Here is a 20267-nt window from a genome sequence, read left to right as displayed (position 1 = left end):
AAACCATTTAAAAATCAGATAAACTAAATTTTTCCCATCAAGTCCACATACGAGATCCCAAAGTGGCTGTTGTCATAGATCGCTTCACCGTTTCTGATTAGCAACACCTGCGGTGATTCGTGTGGAACACGAAATTCTCTTGCCACCAAATCTGATAAATCCCGACTGGCTATCAAATCCAAAAAATATGGAATTACCTTTTCAGTGTCTGAATCTTGCCATTTACGAAGTAGGCGATCCAAAGACATGCTACTGATAGAGCAACGTGTACTATGCTTGAAAATCAAGACTGGTTTTTCTTCGCTCAATGTCTTGATTTCCTGTATTTGGCCAGCTTCAGTGAGTTTATTCCAATTCATTTTCTTGATTTTATATCTTTGGGGCAATAGTTGTAGAAGAAAAACTACCCATCGAAAACCAAACTTCATTTATGAAAATACAGTTCCTGAGGCGATTTATAAATTTTCCAATAGTCACAGTTTTTATCATCCTTTTTTCATCCGGATGTAAAAGCATTAATCCTGCCGCTAACCCAAAATCATCCCCTCCTCCAAATGCTTTGGCTGGAGTCAATATGCCTCTGAAAATTCCTAAAGAAACATTAAGTAAACTTCTAAATGGTCAGATTCCTACGACGTTACTTCAAGAGAAAGGATTGGATATGGGAAGTGGAATTACCGGTGACTTGCAGTTAAAGAGAAATGGAACGATTACATGGACAGCGTTGGATAGTCAGCGAATTCAATTAACTGTACCAATCAATGTCTTGGGTGAGGTAGGGTTAAAGCCTAAAGGTCTGGGGAGTCTCTTTCAGTCCAAATTACCATTAGATGAGAATTTTTCACCTGTATTTGTAATTGACCCGGTAATAAATTCAAATTGGGGAATTGGCGCTGAGAGTTTCGAACTGGTAGAGTTGGGAGGAAATTTAGCTGTAGATGTATTGGGGATGAAGGTTGACTTGAGTGGTTTGCTCAGCAAAGAATTGAGAAAATGGGGGAATGACAACCTAACGGGAGGAAAAGAAATAGCAAGTTTGAAAACCTTGGTAGATCTTGCCTGGGCTCAGGTCGGCAAGCCTATTAATATAGATTGGATTGGAGGAAACACCGCCTTTTCCATCCAACCACAACAAGTAAAACTCACAGAATTTTTTGATACAGATCAGAACTATAATCTCTGGTTAGGAATGAATGGCAAGGTAAATTCCCACCCTGCTAACGCTGCACCATCAAGAGCTTTTCCACTTCCGGAGCTTAGTCCAAATGAAAATTCTAAAAATGAGTTAGACCTGTTGTTTCCTTTAGCAGTAAGTTACACTAGCCTTAATGAGCTTTTGAAGCAAAATTTAGAAGGCATTCCCATACGAGTGGATAAAAAGACAACAATGATTCCTTCAAACATCAAAACCAGAGCTTTCGGTGATTTGGTAGCAATCAACTTGGATTTTGATGCCGAGCAAACTAACGGGAAAACGTTGAGCGGAACGCTATTCATTGTGGGAAAACCAGAATATAACACCTCTACTCAAAGTTTGATTTTTGAAGATGTTAATTTCAAAATGGAAAGTGGAAGCCTTGGTGCTCAAACTGGCGTAGGACTGAAAAAGCGGAAAATCATTAAAAGTATAGAGAGTAAGGCCGTTTTCCCAATTGGTGAAATGCTAACTGAAAGCTTGGGAAATATCACTGAACGTCTAGGATTAAATACGCCGATTATGGATTTAAAAGTCACTGATCTTACCATTGAGCCTTCAGGATTTTATCCTATGGGAAAAGAGCTAGTCATTCATATGAAGGCCGAGGGAAAAATTGACGTGAAATGGAAATAATAAAGTAGTCTTCTCTAACAGACTTGTCTCTTGGATTGATTAAGAGTTATAAAAACAAATTGATGACATTCTGTCAAAAAGCAGAAAAGGACTATGATTTGTAAAGTGTTATTTATGAAGAACTATCATCCAATAATACGGCACATACGAAGATTCCTATGGTCATTGATAGTCGCATTTATGGTTGGCATTCACAATTTTTACAAGCAAGAGATGGACTCTGCAGATTCTATTGTGTCATCTATTCAAATGGACGAAGAGCAGGACGATTCTTCTCCAAAGGAATAAAAAAGAGCCAAGACTCATAATTCTAAAGTCTTGGCTCTTGGCTCTGAAGTTTTGGTTCTTTCGTTACTTTTTCCCTTCAATAATCTTTGTCACCACATCCGGATCAAGCAGCGTGCTTGTGTCGCCCATGTTATCAAGCGAACCTTCTGCTACTTTTCGTAAAATCCTACGCATAATCTTACCAGAGCGTGTTTTTGGTAATCCTGAAACCAATTGAATTTTATCTGGTTTGGCAATTGGTCCGATGATCTTCGAAACCATTTCTTTAATCTCATTGATTAGATTATCCTCCGTACGATTAGTCAAATCGGCGATTACATAGGCATAGATTCCTTGACCTTTCACCTCGTGCGGATAACCAACCACGGCAGACTCAATCACTTTCGGGTGTTCGTTGATCGCATTTTCAACTTCAGCAGTGCCCATTCTATGACCAGAAACATTGATCACATCGTCCACACGGCCAAGAATTCTATAATATCCGTCATGATCGCGCTTCACGCCATCACCTGTGAAATACATTCCTTTGTAAGTAGAGAAATAAGTTTGCTTGCAGCGATCATGATCACCATAGGTAGTTCGGATCATGGATGGCCATGGGAACTTGATGCAGAGATTTCCCTCCACTGAGTTTCCTGTAAGCTCATTCCCCTCTGGATCTACAATACAAAGCTGCACTCCCGGAAGTGGCAAGGTCGCGTAAGCTGGTTTGGTAGGAGTGATTCCAGCAATAGGAGAAACCATGATTCCGCCTGTTTCTGTTTGCCACCATGTATCCACGATAGGACATTTATTTTTGCCGATATGCGTGTGGTACCAATGCCAGGCTTCTTCATTGATCGGTTCACCTACAGAACCCAAGACTTTCAGCGAGCTTAAATCGTATTTTTGGATTGGTTCGGTTCCATAAGCTTGAAGTGCCCTGATTGCCGTAGGAGCGGTATAAAAGACATTCACTTTATGCTTTTCCACGACAGCCCAAAATCTACCTGCATCAGGAAAAGTAGGAACTCCCTCAAACATTAGCGTAGTAGCCCCAGCCAATAGTGGCCCATAAACTATGTAGGAATGTCCAGTAATCCAGCCTACATCCGCAGTGCACCAATACACATCTCCTTCAGAATATTGGAATACGTTGTCAAAGGAATATTGAGAATAAACCATGTATCCACCCGTCGTGTGAACCACGCCTTTTGGCTTACCAGTAGAACCAGAAGTATAGAGTATGAAAAGCATGTCTTCACTGTCCATTTCTTCCGCAGCACATTCCTGAGACTCCTCAGCTATCACATCATGCCACCAGAAGTCACGTCCTTCTTTCATCGTCACTTCTTGCTTGGTACGCTCGTAAACAATTACTGTTTCTACTGATGATTTCTCTAAAGCCTCATCCACGACAGCTTTTACTGCGATTTTCTTACTTCCGCGGAAGTTACCATCCGAAGTTAAAATTGCTTTTGCTTCACAGTCAATCACTCGATCTGCCAATGCAGAACTGGAAAATCCAGCAAATACAACGGAGTGAATCGCACCGATTCTGGCACAGGCAAGCATTGCTATAGCAGCTTCTGGCACCATTGGCATGTAGATAATTACCTTATCACCTTTGCCTATTCCTTTGCTTTTCAGTGCATTTGCAAAGCGGTTTACTTCGTAAAAAAGTTCTCGGTAAGTAAGTGTTCTTCCTGCTTCATTAGGATCATTTGCCTCCCAGATTATTGCTGGCCGATCTCCAATTGTAAACAGGTGGCGTTCAAAAATATTTTCTGTGATGTTGAGTTTTGCATTGAGAAACCACTTAACATCAGGCTCGTCGAAGTTCCATTTCAATACCTTAGACCAGCGTTTTCTCCAATGAAATGAATCTGCAATTCTCGCCCAAAACTCTTCTGGCTGGGTTACACTTTTTTGGTATTCGTAGAGATATCCGCTGAGGGTATGTATTCTGTCACTCATGATAATCTTGGTTTATTGTTTTCAATTCCGGGTAAAATACCCACTAATTTAATGATCCTGTGCCTTTCCAGCACCACGAGGGATCCTTATTTCCTCGACCATGTCCTGCACTTCTTGAGGCGGAGCTGGCGTAAGGTGGGAGACAATCCCGCATACTAGAAAGTTAAGGATCATGCCAAGCGATCCAATTCCTTCTGGAGAAATTCCGAACCACCAGTTTTCGGTAGTATTCAATTCCGGGCTGATAAATTTGAAATAGACGATGTAGCCGATTGTAAAAACTAGACCTGTGATCATTCCAACGATGGCTCCTTCCTTATTAATTCTGGTAGAGAAAATCCCCATAATAATGACAGGGAAAAAGGAAGCGGCTGCCAATCCAAAAGCAAAAGCCACCACTTGTGCGACAAACCCTGGAGGATTCACTCCAAAATATCCTGCAAGAAGTACAGCTCCTGCAGCCGCAAAACGCGCAATTCTCAGCTCCTTTTTATCTGAAATCTCAGGTCTGAAAGTTTTAAACAAATCTCTTGAAACCGAAGTAGAAATCACCAAAAGCAATCCCGCAGCTGTAGAAAGCGCCGCTGCCATTGCTCCTGCAGCAACCAAGCCAACCACCCAATTTGGGAGTTTGGCGATCTCTGGACTTGCCAGCACCATAATATCTCTGTCTATTGTTAGCTCATTTGCAGCAGGGTCAGCGACGTATTGAACTTTGCCGTCACCATTCTTATCGTCTACTTTGATCAGGTCTGTTTTTTCCCAAGTAGAAATCCATTCGGGAAGCTCAGAAATCTCTTTTTCGGAGGTAGTCTCGATTGCATTGTAAATCCCGAAAGCTGCAATCGCAGGAGCTGTGGTGTATAGAATAGCAATAAATACCAAAGCATAGCCCGCAGAAAGTCTTGCATCTTTTACTCTAGGGACTGTGAAAAAGCGAACAATCACATGTGGCAAACCAGCCGTACCCACCATCAAAGCCAGCGTGATCATAAACATGTCGGTGATGCTTTTCCTTCCAGAAGTGTAAGCCGCAAAACCAAGCTCAGTAAGCACGCCATCCAGTTTATCCAAAAGCGGAGTTCCATCTGCCACTGATCCACCTAGTCCAAGTTGAGGGATCGCATTTCCTGTCAATTGCATGGAAATGAAGATCGCAGGCACCATATAAGCGAAGATCAACACGCAATACTGAGCTACTTGCGTGTACGTGATTCCTTTCATTCCACCCAAAACAGCATAGAAGAATACGATACACATTCCGATGACCACTCCCCATTCGATAGGCACCTCCAAGTATCTGGAAAATACGATTCCAACTCCCCGCATTTGCCCCGCCACATAGGTAAAGGAGATAAAAAGGGCACAGATCACTGCAACCACCTTGGCGGTTTTAGAATAATAGCGGTCCCCAACGAAGTCAGGAACGGTAAACTTGCCAAATTTCCGAAGGTAAGGAGCAAGCAACAGTGCGAGCAAAACGTACCCTCCAGTCCAGCCCATAAGATAAACGGATCCATCATATCCTGCAAAGGAAATGATACCCGCCATAGAGATAAATGAGGCAGCGGACATCCAGTCTGCGGCAGTTGCCATACCGTTTGCCAAAGGTGAAACGCCTCCACCGGCGACGTAAAACTCTTGGGTAGATCCAGCTCTAGACCAGATAGCAATGCCAATATAAAGTGCGAATGATAAGCCTACCAGAATGTAGGTCCAGGTTAAAATTTCCATAGTTTTTTAGCTTAAAAAGTTATTCCTCGTCCACATCAAATTCCCTGTCTAGTCGGTTCATTCGAACTACATAGACAAAAATCAAAATTACAAAAGCGAAGATAGACCCTTGTTGAGCAAACCAGAAACCGAGTTTATAGCCTCCGAGTCGAATTTCGTTGAGCTCATTGACGAAAAGAATGCCGCAACCGAAAGAAACGACAAACCAGACGAGTAAGAGTATAAAAAGTGTTTGGAGGTTTTTCCTCCAGTAAGCTTTCATTTTGTCATTGTGTGAGGGCATATTTTGGGATTTAGGTTGAGAACGTAATAATCCCTTGAAACTAGTCAATGCAACCGTAGGAATGCAAACTGTTTTCTATGAAATATTCAAAAACTAGCCGTATTCCAAGAAAATAACTAAGTATTGACATACTTAGCCGATACCATTATGGATTAATCCTTCAAAAATGATTGTTACAAAAAGGCCAATCATTTCATGAAAAACTCTGACAGAATCGCCAGTCCAGCCGCTAGAAAACTCACTAACAATTTGTTGAGCTGGAACTTGTGATGAGGGCTGCTTTCAAAAAAGATCGTGGTAGAAATATGCAAAAACCCTCCTGCTACTAAACCATATAGAATGCCTATTCCTTGTTTTTCCAGCATACCGCTTTCGAATAAAAATGAACTTGACATCATCCCAAGCGGAGAAGCCAAGGCAAAAAGCGTCAGTAATAGTAAAGTTGTCTTTTTACTCAAAGAACTGGAAAGTACTGCTGCTAGCGCAAATGCCGCAGGACCTTTATGTAGAATTATCCCTAGCAAAACTGTTTTGCTATTATGCACATGACCAAGAACATGCTCGTCCTGATCCATCAGTTCTCCATGCGAAAGTAAAGTCCCTTCCAGAAAAGCATGAATAAACAAACCAAGCATAATAGTAGTCATCGCTTTGCTACCCTGATGCTCATGTGCATGAATATGCCCATGCTCAACTCCACTGGACCAAAATTCCAGCAATTGCTGTAGCAAAAAACCGATCAGAATGTACAGCCCCATTCTTTTGCTGGAAAATCCACTGTCAAAGAGTTCGGGCAAAATATGAAGAATGGTAATCGCAAAGAGATAAGAACCAGCAAACACCAGGACCAGACGGAAATATTTCTCTCTGAAGTTAGGAGCAAAAAACACTAATGATCCGGAGATCATCGCTGTGAGAAATAGAAGCAAAAATTTGAATTCCATCGGCCTGAGTTACTTTTCTTTTTTCTGGTGAAAAGGAGAAAGTGATAACTCAGGCAAAGGTAAGAAAATTCAATAATGTTGCATTTAAAATTAATTTTCTTGCGGGAAAGACAAGAAAGGCTTCAGACTCTCACTCGCATAAGTCTTAAATCCACCTTTTCCATCATCGTAAATCAGAAATACCTCAATTTGATTTAAGGTGGAATCTAATTGTATCGCGCGGTCTACTCCCATCACCATCATAGCCGTGGCATATGCATCTGCGGTCATGCAATCCTTGGCTAGAACAGTAGCGCTAAGTAAAGTATGATTAACCGGGTAGCCTGTAGCGGGATTGATGGTATGCGAAATTTTCACTGAATCACGCACGTAGAAGTTTCGGTAATTACCCGAAGTAGCCATTCCACGGTCCTGCAAAGCTATGATGCTGATCAAGTCTGAGGCATTGGCAGATTCCTCTGGGCGATTGACACCGACTTTCCAAAGTTCACCTTTCTCATTGGTTCCATTAGCTACTAGCTCGCCTCCGATTTCCACCAGGTAATTTGAGACTCCCTTATTTTTCAAAAACTCAGCAACCACATCGGACCCATAACCTTTTGCGATAGCAGAAAAATCCAGGTAGATACCAGGGACTTTTTTGCGAAGCTGCTCCTGATCAAACTCGATTTTAGAGAAGCCAACAGTCGTCAGCAGATTCTTAATGTCGACGCTGTCCTTCAGCTCAGGGCCACTTGGGCCAAAACCCCAGATATTGACCAAGGGACCGACGGTCGGATCAAAAGCTCCGTTTGTGTTTTCATAGACTTTTTGTGAAGCCTCTAGAACGGGTAATAAATAAGGTAAGTTGAAATCCAAGGTATCTCCCAAGTTAAATTGGCTAAGTTCGGAGTCCGGGATGTAGGTAGAAAGACTTTGGTTGAAGACTATCAAAAGTGAATCAATGGATGCTTGCAAGTCACGGCTTTCTTCATCCAAATACGTGACGTTGTACGTCGTGCCCATCGTATTTCCAGAAAGGGTTATTTTACCGGCCACAGCAACTGTCGTTTCCGTTAATTCTGTCTCGGTCTTGTCACGATTTCGCCAGGAGTAAACCAGCATTATTGCAACTAGAAGAACAATGGAATAAATGATGTTTTTACGGGCGTTCGGGCGCATGAGCTTGTGAATTTGTGGGCGAATTTAAGGCTTATTTTTTGGTTTCGCAGGAAAGCTAGCAATTCAAAAAGGGAGAAGAAGGCGTTCGTATTTTTCTATATTTGTGAGCGTACGGATAAACTATGAGAGAAGATTATTTAAGTGGTGACGATGAAAGTCTAAGCCCAAAGGACAAGGATTTTGAAAAAGCGCTCAGGCCTTTGAGCTTTGAGGATTTTACGGGACAGTTCAAGATCGTGGAGAATTTGCGCGTGTTTGTGCTGGCTGCAAAAAATAGAAATGAGCCCTTGGATCACGTATTGCTACATGGCCCTCCTGGCTTGGGCAAAACTACGCTGAGTCACATTATCGCAAATGAGCTGAATGCTGGCCTAAAAATAACTTCCGGGCCAGTTCTCGATAAACCATCGGACTTGGCAGGTTTGCTTACCAATCTGGATGAAGGCGACGTGCTATTTATAGATGAGATCCACAGGCTAAACCCAATTGTAGAAGAATACCTGTATTCAGCGATGGAGGATTTCAGGATAGATATCATGTTGGATTCTGGCCCTAATGCCCGTTCAGTCCAGATTTCTCTCAGTCCATTTACCCTTATCGGCGCGACCACTCGCTCTGGTTTGCTGACCTCTCCGCTCCGTGCCAGATTCGGGATCAATTCCCGATTGGAATATTACGACTCCAAACTATTGACTGATATCGTCATGCGCTCTTCAGGGATTTTGAATACGCCAATCGATGAAGTTGCAGCCTATGAAATAGCCAGAAGGAGTCGTGGAACACCAAGAATTGCAAACATGCTTCTTCGCAGAACGCGTGATTTTGCTGAAGTAAAAGGCAACGGAACGATTACACTGGAAATCTCCAAAATCGCCTTGGATGCACTGGATGTCGATATGAATGGCTTGGACGAAATGGACAACAGAATCTTGCTGACGATCATCGAAAAATTCAAAGGTGGACCAGTTGGACTAAGCACGATCGCTACCGCATGCAGTGAGGAAGCGGAGACAATCGAGGAAGTGTATGAGCCTTTTTTGATCCAAGAAGGCTATTTGAAAAGAACTGCCAGAGGCAGAATGGCGACAGAGTTAGCGTATAAACACTTGAAAATTAAACCTGCGCAGGGAATGGGGGGGTTGTTTGAAGGGATGTGAGGAAATAATGATTGAATTTAAAATGAAGAATTAGAAAATTGAAGGAACAGCGCATGTACTAATTTTAAATTCCTTCATTTTCAATTTTACATTCCATTCACCCCTCAATAATCCGATTCTTCACCGCCTTTTGCACAGCCTCTAACTTGCTGTGAACCTGCAATTTCTGGTAGATATTCTCCGTGTGCTTTCGGACAGTTTTCGGAGAGATAAACAAATTTTCACCTATCTGATTGTAATTCAGCCCTTTTGATGTCTGCTCCAAGATCTCGATTTCCCGTGCCGTCAGCTTGATATCCTCCACCGGTTCTGAAAAATCCGGTGGATTGCGGAGGAGTTTTAAAGCCTTCATTGCTACTGATGGAGTCATCGCCGCGCCTCCTTCCATCGTGTCTATGATTCCATGATACAAGGTTTTCGGATCTACTTCTTTTAGAAAGTAGCCATTTGCTCCTGCTTGAATAGCTTTGAAAATATGCTCATCGTCATCGAAGACGGTCAACATAACTGTATTGATCTGAGGGTACTTTTGTGACACCTGAGCGACGGCATCGATACCGTTCATTTTAGGCATCTCTATATCCATCAAAATCAGGTGAATATTCGAATCCCTTTCCAATTTCTCCAAGAGCTCCAATCCATTTACGGCGGAGAATTTCACTTCTATTTCTTCAAAAAAAGAAAGTTTATCCAAGATAGCCTTTAGCAAAAAACTGTTGTCTTCTGCGATTGCAATTTTTATTGACATAGATAATAGGTTTTAAAAAGCACCTAAAAGATACAAACTTGTGTGCCCTGACCAAGATTTGATTCTATTTTAAGATCTCTACCAATCCTTTCGGCACGGTTACGCATATTACCTAAGCCATTTCCAATAACTTTTTGATCTATGCCTTTGCCATTATCTTCGATGCAAACACGGACGAGCTCATTTTGCTTAGAAAAAACAATTTTAATCTGACTAGCTCCGGAGTGCTTGATTGCATTATTCAGCGCTTCTTGAGCTACTCTATAGTAATTCATGCCTTCCATAGAATTGAGCAACCGGTCTTCTTCCAAGCCATCTTCGATTTCAAGCTCAAAATCAATCTGAGGACAAGCTGTTTTTGCTTTTGCTATCAATCCCGCCAAACGGGTCTTCAAATCGCCCAAACTGATATTATCCTTGTTCATCGCCCAAATAGTATCTCTCAGTTCATTCACGGTTTCCACCGTAAAGGCAGATATTTGGTCAATTTTCCCGGCCATTTTATCTTTATTCAAATCAAAAAATTTCAAGTTGTCCAAAGAAGAAACAATGAATGTTAATTGGGCGCCGATATTATCGTGGAGGTCAGAAGAAATCCTGTTTCTCTGCTCATTAAGCTGCTTTTGAGTTTCCTGCTCGGCATAGATTTGCTGCAATTTCGCCTCCTGCTCTAAGTGCCTATTTTTGGTTTTCTGTCTGTAATAAATGAAAAATGCTACGCCCAATAAAATGAGTAGAAAGACCACCAAAAGCAAAATCTGGTTGTTACGGCTTTTGACCAATAGCTCATTTTCTACCAAGGCTGCACGTGATTCAGCCAGCTCTCGCTCCTTCGTTTGTACCTGATACTTTGCTTCCAATTCACCTAGCATTTTCACTCGATCTTCCTTAAAGATGGAATCTTTCAACGTGGAGTATTGCTCTAGGTAATCCATTGCAGTTGCAAGCTCGCCTTTAGCTTTATGAAAGCGATACTGCTCTTCCAGATAATCCCTTTTTTTCTCTGTAGACTGGCTTTCCTGCACATATTTGTAGGCAGAATCCATCATTATTTCCGCTTTCGAAAAGTCACGTAGTTTATAGGCAATCGTTGCCAAGTTGGTGTAGTTGGCAGCCAAACTGTATTGGTCCTGATCTTTCTTGTTTAAACTCACCGCGGTCTGAATCCAAGTTGCTGCTTCAGCGTATTTTTCCTGCTTTAGAAGTGTATTGCCGATATTGTTAAAGGTGAATGTAATCCTAGCGCTGTCAAGTTTATCTATGTTTTCAAAGATTTTGTAGTGGTAAAAAAGTGCTGAGTCTGGCTTGTCCCAGTCATCAAAATTGATCCCAATCGCGTTAAGTGCAAATGCAATAAAAGTAGGATTTGATTTAGTGAAATGAGTAAGTAATTCATGTGCTTTCTTACCATATTCCACACCTTTGGCATAATCCTCCATGTCATGATAGACCACAGAAATATCCAGCAGTGCATAACCCATGTAGTTGCTGTCTAGTCCTGCGATGGCATTTTCCAACCCCTTTTGAGAGTAGAACAGCGCTTGATCCCAGTTGCCAGAATTCGCCTCCAGTCGATTTAGCCGAATGTAACATAAGCTGATTAAATCATTGCTTTTCTTCGGATCAAGCAGGGAGGCAGATTTCAAAAAAGTCTCGTGAGCAAGTGCGTTCTCAAAAGCTCTATTATACTTTTCTGCTACAAAAAAATAATATATGCCACTGTCGTTTGCAGTATGCAAATTCTTTTTTTCGAGTTCTAAAATGATATCTACGGAGTCGGGATTGCTATAAGTTCTCCCTAGTCTATTCCTCAGATCTTGAGAAAAAGAAATGGTACTAAAAAGCGAGAAAATTAGACTTAGGGTAAGGGTTTTACTCATTCACAAGAATTTACGGATAGTAAAATATAAAAAATGCCGTTGGTCGTCAATAGACCAACGGCATTTTTTAAGTTTTTCTTTTTTAACCGTAAATCTCCTCTAAAATCTGAGTTAAACGAACGCTTGCGGCAATTAATCTTTCCTCTATGGTACTTCTGGTATCATATCCATAATTGTACGACAACTTCTTATTTTCGGGAAGATTGTAAATCAATGGTCTTGCTGCCACTGCCTCTGCAAGCCAAGTATCTATTCCTCCGGCGCGATATCCTGCAATTAGGTCCTTATTTAATCTACGAGAAAGCTCATTACCAATTTCTGTATAGCTCATATTCCAACCTTCTATGACACTCGTATCCCAGACAGCATGGAGGTTGGTAGCTCTACCGAAATAGTCCACTTTAATGTCGTTTCCACCTCGATCTTCACCAGTTCCGACATGCAATGGCTGATGAATATCCTCTACCATGTGAATGAGCATTTTAAGCATTTCAGCTTCCTTATTCGGGTCAAGACCGCCAGCCTTCAGTTCGCTTTTGATCCGATTGATTTCAGCATAGACATTACCACCTTTCTCTTGGATCTCTTCGTTATATTCTCCGGCTACACTAGTCATGTAGTGCCAGGAATTAGCATAATCAAAGGATCTGTCAGACTTGATCTCATCCATCCATGTTCCACTTCTTCCAATAGACATGGGATAAAGTACTTTTTCTACTTTTCTTCTCACCGACTTTTTCATCTGCTTTTCAGCCATGTAGCCAATCAAATAGTGGCCTAATTGACCCCAAGCAAAGCTTTGGGTGGCAATAAGAAAAACAAATACTGTAGTTGTAAGGAGTTTTTTCATGTTAGAAATGGCTAAGAAGGTGGAAAGTTACATCAAAAAACCTGAGCAAAAGTTATCGAAAAATTAAGCTTTTTCGAGTTCAGATATAGCAAGGAAAGCCATCAAACCTGACCCGATTTCTAAGGCATCTTCATCAATATCAAATGTAGGGGTGTGCACTCCAGAGGTAATTCCTTTGGCTTCATTTCTAGTTCCCAATCTGTAGAAACAACCTTCTACTTCCTGTGAATAGAAAGCAAAATCTTCTGCTGCCATCCAAATATCCAGGTCAAGGACATTCTCTTCGCCCAGATATGCAATTGCTGCCTGATGTGATCTATGTGTCAGCTCAGGATCATTTTTCAAAAATGGGTATCCTTTTTTGATTTCAAAATCCACTTCTCCACCCATTCCTTCTACTATTCCTTTAGCAATAGATAGCATTTTCTCATGGGCTTTTGCTCTCCAATCCTCGTCTAACGTACGGAAAGTACCTTGAATCTTCACCTCATTTGGAATCACATTCGTAGCTCCCAATGCCTCCACTCTACCAAAAGAAAGGACGGAAGGAATCTTTGGGCTAGCGGCTCTACTTACTACTTGCTGCAATGCAACAATCATATGAGAAGCAATCAATACGGGATCGATCAAGGTCTCAGGCATGGCAGCATGACCGCCTTTTCCCTTCACTGTTACATAGATTTCATCAGCGCTTGCCATGTAGATGCCTGGTCGGAATCCAACTTTTCCCACCTCAATGAATGGCATGACGTGCTGACCGATGATACCATTTGGTCTTGGGTTCTCAAGCACTTTATCAGCAATCATCAAAGAAGCTCCGCCTGGAGCAACTTCTTCGCCGGGTTGAAAAATCAATTTGATAGTACCTTCAAAGTCATCTTTGACTTCATTAAGGATTTTGGCAGCACCGAGTAAAGATGCTGTGTGTGCATCATGTCCACAGGCATGCATTACACCTGGGTTTTGAGATTTGTAGGAAACTTCATTGGCTTCAATAATCGGCAAAGCATCCATATCAGCACGAAGAGCAACAACTTTCTTGCTCGGATTTTTACCTTCAATCAAAGCGGCCCAGCCTGTGTCAGCTTTGGATTCTATGGTGGTGATTCCTATTTCCTGAAGCTTTTCCTTTACAAATTTTGCAGTATTAAACTCTTGGTAGGATAGCTCAGGATTGGCATGAAGATGACGACGATTTGCAATTACTTCTTCTTTATAGGCCTTAGCCAGAAATTTAATTTTGTCCTTCAGCATCTTCTTGATTGAGTTCATTTAGCGTTTTGAATTCTTCACGCTGGAAGCGATCTTGAATAATTCTCGCTGTTGGGAATTCTGTTTTTACTTCAGCGAAACTCTTTTGAGCTTCTATTTTGTGTGCATATTTTCCAACTTTCACCAAATATCTAGGCTGCTCATATTGCATTTGGGGAGTAAGGTCTGGAAAATTCATGGCTAAATCATCCCGGGTTTTGAACGCTTTTTCACGATCGATTCCCGAATAAACCAAAACTGAATACCCATTAAAATAAGGCTCAGATTTATTCTTACTGACTAAACTTGCCTGAATCTGGTCTAATTGATCATCAATTGCCTCTGTAGATACCGAGGTCTCAATGGATGATTTTGCATTCATTTGGGCACGGTAATCCGGATATACAGGAAGGGAAGAATTCAGATTCTCCTGATAGTTTGCATAGCTAGAAGCTGTGCTAGACGTTTTGCTAGTGGTTTTGCAACTTGCTATAATCAATACCAATCCTAAAATCCAGAAAATTCTCATGCTGCAGTTAATTATCAATGATTACACACTTTCCATCCTGCACATCCTGTTCCACACTTTTATATTTCACGTCAGATTTTGTAGTTCCGTTTGTGTATTGCACAGAAACTTTGTCATTTCTGCCATAAACCTTGTCAGATTTTCTTGGAGCAACTACCTGTGGGGCTGGTCTTCCTGCATTGGAAGCAGCTACTGCAGCACGGTTTGCACCAGGGTTAAGTGTGCTACCAGCCTCAGCCTTTGATGCTTGGACCTGAGGTTCTGAAGTATGTTGAGGTGCGGCTGCATGTACATGATTTGGATCTTGCTTTGGCAAATCTGCTCTAGTCAAGAAAGTCGTCATGTCCTCATTCAGTTTACCGATAAAACGCTTAAACATTTCAAACGCCTCAAACTTATAGATCAATAACGGATCTTTTTGCTCATAAACGGCATTTTGGACCGACTGCTTTAGATCATCCATATCTCGTAGATGCTCTTTCCAGTTTTGATCAATGATAGCAAGGGATACATTTTTCTCTATCGCTCGTACTAGTTCTCGTCCTTCAGTGTCGATCGTAGCCTCAAGATTAGCAACTACGCCGATTTGTTTGATCCCATCCGAAATAGGAACCATGATATCCTTAACTGTAGCTCCTCTTTCCACCTGAACTTTCTTAAAGATAGGAAGAGCAGTGTTCATCATCATCTCACTTTTCTTCTGATACGCCTCAAATGATGCTGTATAAAGTTCTTGAGTCATTTGACTCGCTTCTTTTGTCTTTAGATCATTTTCAGAAACATTATAATCTAAGCCTAACGTAGTAAACACATTCATTCTGAAATCCTCCGGATCTGTGGTTGATTTACCCATATCCACTAACCCTTCACAAACATCGTAAAGGATGTTTAATATATCCAGTTCTAGTCTTTCGCCTTTAAGTGCATTTCTTCTCCTTTTATAAACTACCTCACGTTGGGAGTTCATCACATCATCATATTCAAGAAGTCTCTTTCTTGTGCCAAAGTTGTTTTCCTCCACCTTTCGCTGAGCACGCTCAATAGACTTCGAGATCATGCTGTGCTGAATCACTTCTCCTTCTTCTAGACCCATTCTATCCATGAGCTTGGCTATACGATCAGATCCAAAAAGACGCATCAAACTATCCTCTAGTGACACGAAGAACTGGGAAGAACCCACATCTCCCTGACGACCAGATCTACCTCTAAGCTGTCTATCAACACGACGAGATTCGTGACGTTCGGTACCAATAATTGCCAAACCTCCAGCTTTTTTGGCTTCTGGAGAAAGCTTAATATCTGTACCACGTCCAGCCATGTTGGTTGCGATAGTTACTGTGCCTGCTTGACCCGCAATGGCAACCACGTCTGCTTCTCTAGCATGCTGTTTTGCATTCAAAACTTGGTGTGGAATTTTCTTCAGTGTCAGCATTCTACTGAGTACTTCAGAGATCTCTACCGAAGTAGTACCCACCAAAACTGGTCTTCCTGCTGCTACTAGCTCATTTATTTCGTCTCCTACAGCATTGAATTTCTCACGAACTGTCTTGTAAACTTTATCCTCACGATCTGCTCGGATAATTGGTTTATTGGTTGGGATAACTACCACATCCAATTTGTAGATTTCCCAGAATTCCCCAGCTTCTGTCTCCGCTGTACCAGTCATACCAGCCAGCTTATGATACATTCTGAAGTAGTTTTGAAGAGTAATCGTAGCGTAAGTTTGCGTAGCATCTTCCACCTTCACATTTTCTTTCGCCTCTATCGCTTGGTGTAGTCCATCAGAATAACGACGACCTTCCATCACACGACCCGTCTGCTCATCAACGATTTTCACTTTGCCATCCACCAAGATGTATTCAGTGTCCCGCTCAAACATACAATATGCCTTAAGCAGTTGATTTACTGTATGAATACGTTGTGCTTTTACGCTATAATCCTTGATTGCTTCTTCTTTACGCACAAGCTTTTCAGTGTCTGAAATTCCTTCTTCCTTCTCCAAGTCAGCGATAACAATTCCGATATCAGGAAGGATAAAGAATTCAGTATTTTCATTCTTGGTAGTCATTGTCTCGATACCACGATCGGTCAAATCGACTACGTTTGTTTTTTCATCTATGGTAAACAAAAGCGGCTCATCTGCCTCTGGCATTTGTCGCTTGTTATCCTGCAAGTAAAAATTCTCAGTCTTCTGAAGAATCACTCGAATTCCTGGCTCAGAAAGGTATTTAATCAATGGCTTGTATTTCGGCATTCCACGAAAAGCGCGGAAAAGAGCAAGACCACCTTCTTTATCATTGCCATCGGCAAGCATTTTCTTGGCTGATGTCAAGAAGCCCTGAACCAACTTACGCTGCTCTTCAACCAATGTTGAAACTCTAGGCTTCATATCGTCAAACTCATGAACATCGCCTTTTGGAACTGGTCCAGAAATAATCAATGGTGTTCTAGCATCATCAATCAGGACTGAATCGACTTCATCAATCATTGCAAAATGATGCTTCCCCTGAACCAAGTCTCCAGCTTCACGAGCCATATTATCTCGAAGGTAATCGAAGCCAAACTCATTGTTGGTTCCGTATACGATATCAGATTTATAGGCTTTCTTTCGTCCGGCAGAGTTCGGAGTAAATTTATCGATACAATCCACCGTCAATCCGTGGAACTCAAAAAGTGGCGCATTCCATTCGGAGTCACGCTTTGCCAAGTAGTCGTTCACCGTAACGATATGGACACCTCGTCCAGCAAGTGCATTAAGGTAAGCCGGTAGGGTAGAAACCAGCGTTTTACCTTCACCAGTTGCCATCTCTGCAATTTTACCTTTGTGAAGTACCATACCACCGATAAGCTGCACATCGTAGTGAACCATGTCCCATACGACTTCAGTGCCTGCAGCCATCCAGCGGTTGTGCCAGATTGCTTCTTCGCCTTGGATTTCTACATTCTGTTTGGAAGCTGAGAGCTCGCGATCCCGGTCGGAAGCTTTTACAACTAGCTTTCCGTTTTCTTTGAATCGTCTTGCAGTTTCTTTCACCACTGCGAAAGCTTTGGGCAATACTTTCTCCAAAATGACTTCCAATGCTTCATTTCGATCCTTTTCGATTTGATCGATCTGATTGAAAAGCTGGTCTTTTTCATGAATTGCCTTTACTGGCAACTCGTCTACCTTTGACCTGATACTAACAATCTTATCGTCAAAATCCTTCAGGTGCGCATTGATCTCAGTCCTGATTTCTTCTGTTTTAGCTCGCAATTCATCATCACTGAGGTTCTTTAATCCAGAAAAAACATCGTTGATCTTACTGACGATTGGGAGAAGTTCTTTAATATCTCTATCGGACTTGGTTCCAAATACTTTTGCAAGTCCTTTTGCTATTATATCTAACATGCTAGCTTGTTGTAATTCTACTTTGGGGCTCAAAATTAAGCCCTTTTTGTTATAATTGATAATAAAACGAGTTCATCTGAAAAGAACTCAAACATTGGTCAAACGCTTATTTTCCCTGCAAAAACTTGCTTCGCAGGGCCAATCAACCAGACTTCTCTGAAAGCTCCATTTTCAGAAGCTTTAAATTTCACTGATAATTGACCGCCAAGGGTTTTTATTTTGATGGTAGCTGCTGGAAGATTTTTGCCAAATGCTATTGCGGCGGCAGTTACTCCAGTTCCACAGGAAAGCGTCTCGTCTTCAACGCCTCTTTCGTAGGTGCGAACAAATATTTCATTCTCACCTAGTTTCTGCACGAAATTAACATTAGTTCCGGATGGCGCATACATCTGATCGTAGCGTACTTTTTTTCCTTCTGCGAAAATGGGATAATTCTGAACATCCTCAACAAATCGAACATGATGCGGAGAGCCTGTATTTACAAAGGAATCACTCCCCTTTTCATCGACCCCAGCTACATCGCCCATAAGTAATTGCACCAATCCATCTTTCAAAATCGCTTCATGGGCACCATCGATAGCTAAGAAATTCGTCTTTTCATCCAAAATACCAAGAAAGGCAGAAAAGGCTACCGCGCATCTCGCACCATTTCCACACATACTCTGACTTCCATCAGCATTGAAATAGATCATCTCAAAATCATATTTCACATGATTTCGAATCAAAATCAATCCATCAGCTCCTACGCCAAACTTTCTGTCGCATAGTTTCGAGACTAGATTCAAATCAGATCCGTCAAACTTCTGGTCACGATCATCGATCATGACGAAGTCATTGCCAGTTCCTTGATATTTATAAAATGAAATTTCCATGGAAAATAATTGTGTACATGGGGACAAAAACCCATCCAAGCCAGAGTCTAACCACAAACTTAAACATCTTGTCACAAAATCAGACTTATTGTCTGATTCTCAATTGAAAATTGATCGGATAATTCTGTTTTATCAAAATCATCAACCAATCGTAACACAAATAGTTCGTAGACCTAAGCCTTAGAAAAAACTTGGATTCTGACTTTTCATATTCAAATACCGCTCAGTTTTGCCCTCAAATGCAACACCCTGTTAAAAACTTCTACAATAATTTCGCGGCATAATCTTATGTAGCTATACCTCCATGCCGTAGGAAATTCATTCATTTGATAGCTGTAAGAACCAAGAATTGTCCTTACATAAAAAAGGCCTAAAAAGTAAAATCTAACCGCACTATTTGATCTATTATTCTTTTTATCAACCACTTATTCTTGCAAAATAAAACTCACAGAGATTTATTTTTTCCCCAAATAGGGCTCCCTTCTCCTTTTCTACTTGTATAAAAATGTTTTTTCAATCCTACTGAAACTATTTGGCTAGGCAGAAAAGTGTTGAAATGGCATCTGTGTTGAACTAGCAACCGGAACCAAAATTTTAAAGCTTATGAAATTGAATATTGCAAAAATAGCCTTTGCTGCTCTAGTATTACCAGCAAGTTTAGGTCTACTTTCTTGTGAATCAGAAGATGAAAACCCAACTTCTGAATCTGAAACTCAGGCTTCCTTAAAAGCCACCGCTACAACGTCTTCTTCAGGCACTTCCGAAAACGGAAGGTTTACCATCAGCGGATTTACTGTCAATGAATTTACGGTTGGTACGCAAGATGTAGCTATGAAATACTATGCTTCTGCAGACTTAGTTGGAGGAATTGATTTAGGCGGTATACAGCTTAAGACGACTTTAAATGCAGAATTACAAACCTCATCATCAGAGAGAAAATCCCTTAATTTGGTATCAAATGGAGAAACAAAGGTTTCTTTAGTAGGTCAAGGGAGTACTCCGGAAGGAAATTACAAACAAGTTTCTTTTTCACTCTATTCAAATGAAACAAGTAGTGATCCTATGTACCAAAAATCTTTGTTCATCACTGGGGAAATTAATGGCAAATCAACTCAGTTTTGGACTGAAACGGAAAAGGTAATAGAGGCTACATCAGAATCAGCTTCTGGTATTGAAGTACAAAACAATACTGAATTATTACTTTCTTTTGAGATGGAGAAGCTTTTTGCTGGAGTTGATTTTAGTAATGCTATAGATGCTAACAATGATGGTAAAATTGAAATCCGTCCAAACAGTCCAGATGGTAACGCTGAGCTTTTAGCAAAGATAGAAGCAAACTTAGAAAGCTCAGTAGTGCTGAAAAAACGATAAATCAGACTTTATTATTCAACAAAA

Annotated in this window: 17 protein-coding genes; 4 read left to right on the top strand and 13 right to left on the bottom strand. The window is 41.2% G+C overall.

Translation table 11 applies throughout. From position 1 onward, the window contains the following. Positions 1-23 precede the first annotated feature (23 nt). Positions 24-359 (bottom strand): bacillithiol system redox-active protein YtxJ, encoded by a 336-nt coding sequence (gene ytxJ / locus LV83_RS01240; RefSeq protein WP_111610093.1) that lies wholly within the window; start codon positions 357-359, stop codon positions 24-26. A gap of 71 nt (positions 360-430) precedes the next feature. Here ytxJ and LV83_RS01235 point away from each other — a divergent pair, with 71 nt between their 5' ends. Next, a complete protein-coding gene (locus LV83_RS01235; RefSeq protein WP_111609700.1) occupies positions 431-1831 on the top strand; it encodes a DUF4403 family protein in 1401 nt (466 codons plus the stop codon). 114 nt (positions 1832-1945) lie between these two features. Further along, positions 1946-2119, top strand: a complete 174-nt coding sequence (locus tag LV83_RS21345; RefSeq protein ID WP_158530481.1) for a hypothetical protein — start codon at positions 1946-1948, stop codon at positions 2117-2119. Between the two features lie 63 nt (positions 2120-2182). On the opposite strand, the gene acs is transcribed toward LV83_RS21345, so the two are convergent. The 5 genes from acs to LV83_RS01210 form a co-directional block, all read right to left on the bottom strand. Further along, on the bottom strand, positions 2183-4075 hold the full coding sequence (gene acs / locus LV83_RS01230) for an acetate--CoA ligase (protein ID WP_111609699.1): 1893 nt from the start codon (positions 4073-4075) through the stop codon (positions 2183-2185). 48 nt (positions 4076-4123) lie between these two features. Beyond that, positions 4124-5809 (bottom strand): sodium:solute symporter family protein, encoded by a 1686-nt coding sequence (locus LV83_RS01225; RefSeq protein WP_111609698.1) that lies wholly within the window; start codon positions 5807-5809, stop codon positions 4124-4126. Positions 5810-5828: 19 nt separating this feature from the next. Continuing rightward, positions 5829-6092 carry a DUF4212 domain-containing protein gene (locus LV83_RS01220; protein ID WP_111609697.1) on the bottom strand — a complete coding sequence of 88 codons (264 nt, stop codon included), beginning with the start codon at positions 6090-6092 and terminating at the stop codon, positions 5829-5831. A 188-nt stretch (positions 6093-6280) separates the two neighbouring features. Continuing rightward, positions 6281-7036, bottom strand: coding sequence for a ZIP family metal transporter (locus LV83_RS01215; RefSeq protein WP_111609696.1), 756 nt, complete (start codon positions 7034-7036; stop codon positions 6281-6283). A gap of 90 nt (positions 7037-7126) precedes the next feature. Beyond that, on the bottom strand, positions 7127-8197 hold the full coding sequence (locus LV83_RS01210) for an FAD:protein FMN transferase (protein ID WP_111609695.1): 1071 nt from the start codon (positions 8195-8197) through the stop codon (positions 7127-7129). Positions 8198-8319: 122 nt separating this feature from the next. Here LV83_RS01210 and ruvB point away from each other — a divergent pair, with 122 nt between their 5' ends. After that, positions 8320-9354, top strand: coding sequence for a Holliday junction branch migration DNA helicase RuvB (gene ruvB, locus LV83_RS01205; protein ID WP_111609694.1), 1035 nt, complete (start codon positions 8320-8322; stop codon positions 9352-9354). Between the two features lie 97 nt (positions 9355-9451). Here the strand turns inward: ruvB and LV83_RS01200 are convergent, their stop codons facing one another. The 7 genes from LV83_RS01200 to dapF all read right to left on the bottom strand — a co-directional run bounded on the left by LV83_RS01200 (position 9452) and on the right by dapF (position 18872). After that, the gene (locus LV83_RS01200; protein WP_111609693.1) at positions 9452-10102 is read right to left on the bottom strand and encodes a response regulator transcription factor; all 651 of its coding nucleotides are present in this window, start codon (positions 10100-10102) and stop codon (positions 9452-9454) included. Between the two features lie 23 nt (positions 10103-10125). Next, on the bottom strand, positions 10126-11982 hold the full coding sequence (locus tag LV83_RS01195) for a tetratricopeptide repeat-containing sensor histidine kinase (protein WP_111609692.1): 1857 nt from the start codon (positions 11980-11982) through the stop codon (positions 10126-10128). Positions 11983-12064: 82 nt separating this feature from the next. Then, entirely contained in the window at positions 12065-12832 is a 768-nt protein-coding gene (locus tag LV83_RS01190) for a S1/P1 nuclease (protein ID WP_111609691.1), read from the bottom strand. Positions 12833-12895: 63 nt separating this feature from the next. Beyond that, the gene (locus LV83_RS01185) at positions 12896-14086 is read right to left on the bottom strand and encodes a M20 metallopeptidase family protein (RefSeq protein ID WP_111609690.1); all 1191 of its coding nucleotides are present in this window, start codon (positions 14084-14086) and stop codon (positions 12896-12898) included. After that, positions 14067-14612, bottom strand: a complete 546-nt coding sequence (locus LV83_RS01180; RefSeq protein ID WP_111609689.1) for a hypothetical protein — start codon at positions 14610-14612, stop codon at positions 14067-14069. The genes LV83_RS01185 and LV83_RS01180 overlap by 20 nt, the downstream gene beginning before the upstream one ends. Positions 14613-14619: 7 nt before the next feature. Continuing rightward, positions 14620-18000 carry a preprotein translocase subunit SecA gene (gene secA, locus LV83_RS01175; RefSeq protein WP_111609688.1) on the bottom strand — a complete coding sequence of 1127 codons (3381 nt, stop codon included), beginning with the start codon at positions 17998-18000 and terminating at the stop codon, positions 14620-14622. A gap of 98 nt (positions 18001-18098) precedes the next feature. Continuing rightward, positions 18099-18872, bottom strand: coding sequence for a diaminopimelate epimerase (gene dapF / locus LV83_RS01170; protein WP_111609687.1), 774 nt, complete (start codon positions 18870-18872; stop codon positions 18099-18101). 603 nt (positions 18873-19475) lie between these two features. Here dapF and LV83_RS01165 point away from each other — a divergent pair. After that, positions 19476-20243 (top strand): hypothetical protein, encoded by a 768-nt coding sequence (locus tag LV83_RS01165; protein WP_111609686.1) that lies wholly within the window; start codon positions 19476-19478, stop codon positions 20241-20243. The last annotated feature ends 24 nt before the right edge of the window (positions 20244-20267 follow it).

Source organism: Algoriphagus yeomjeoni, from assembly GCF_003259505.1.
Taxonomy (GTDB): Bacteria; Bacteroidota; Bacteroidia; order Cytophagales; family Cyclobacteriaceae; genus Algoriphagus; species Algoriphagus yeomjeoni.
This window is presented reverse-complemented; position numbering and strand designations above follow the sequence as displayed.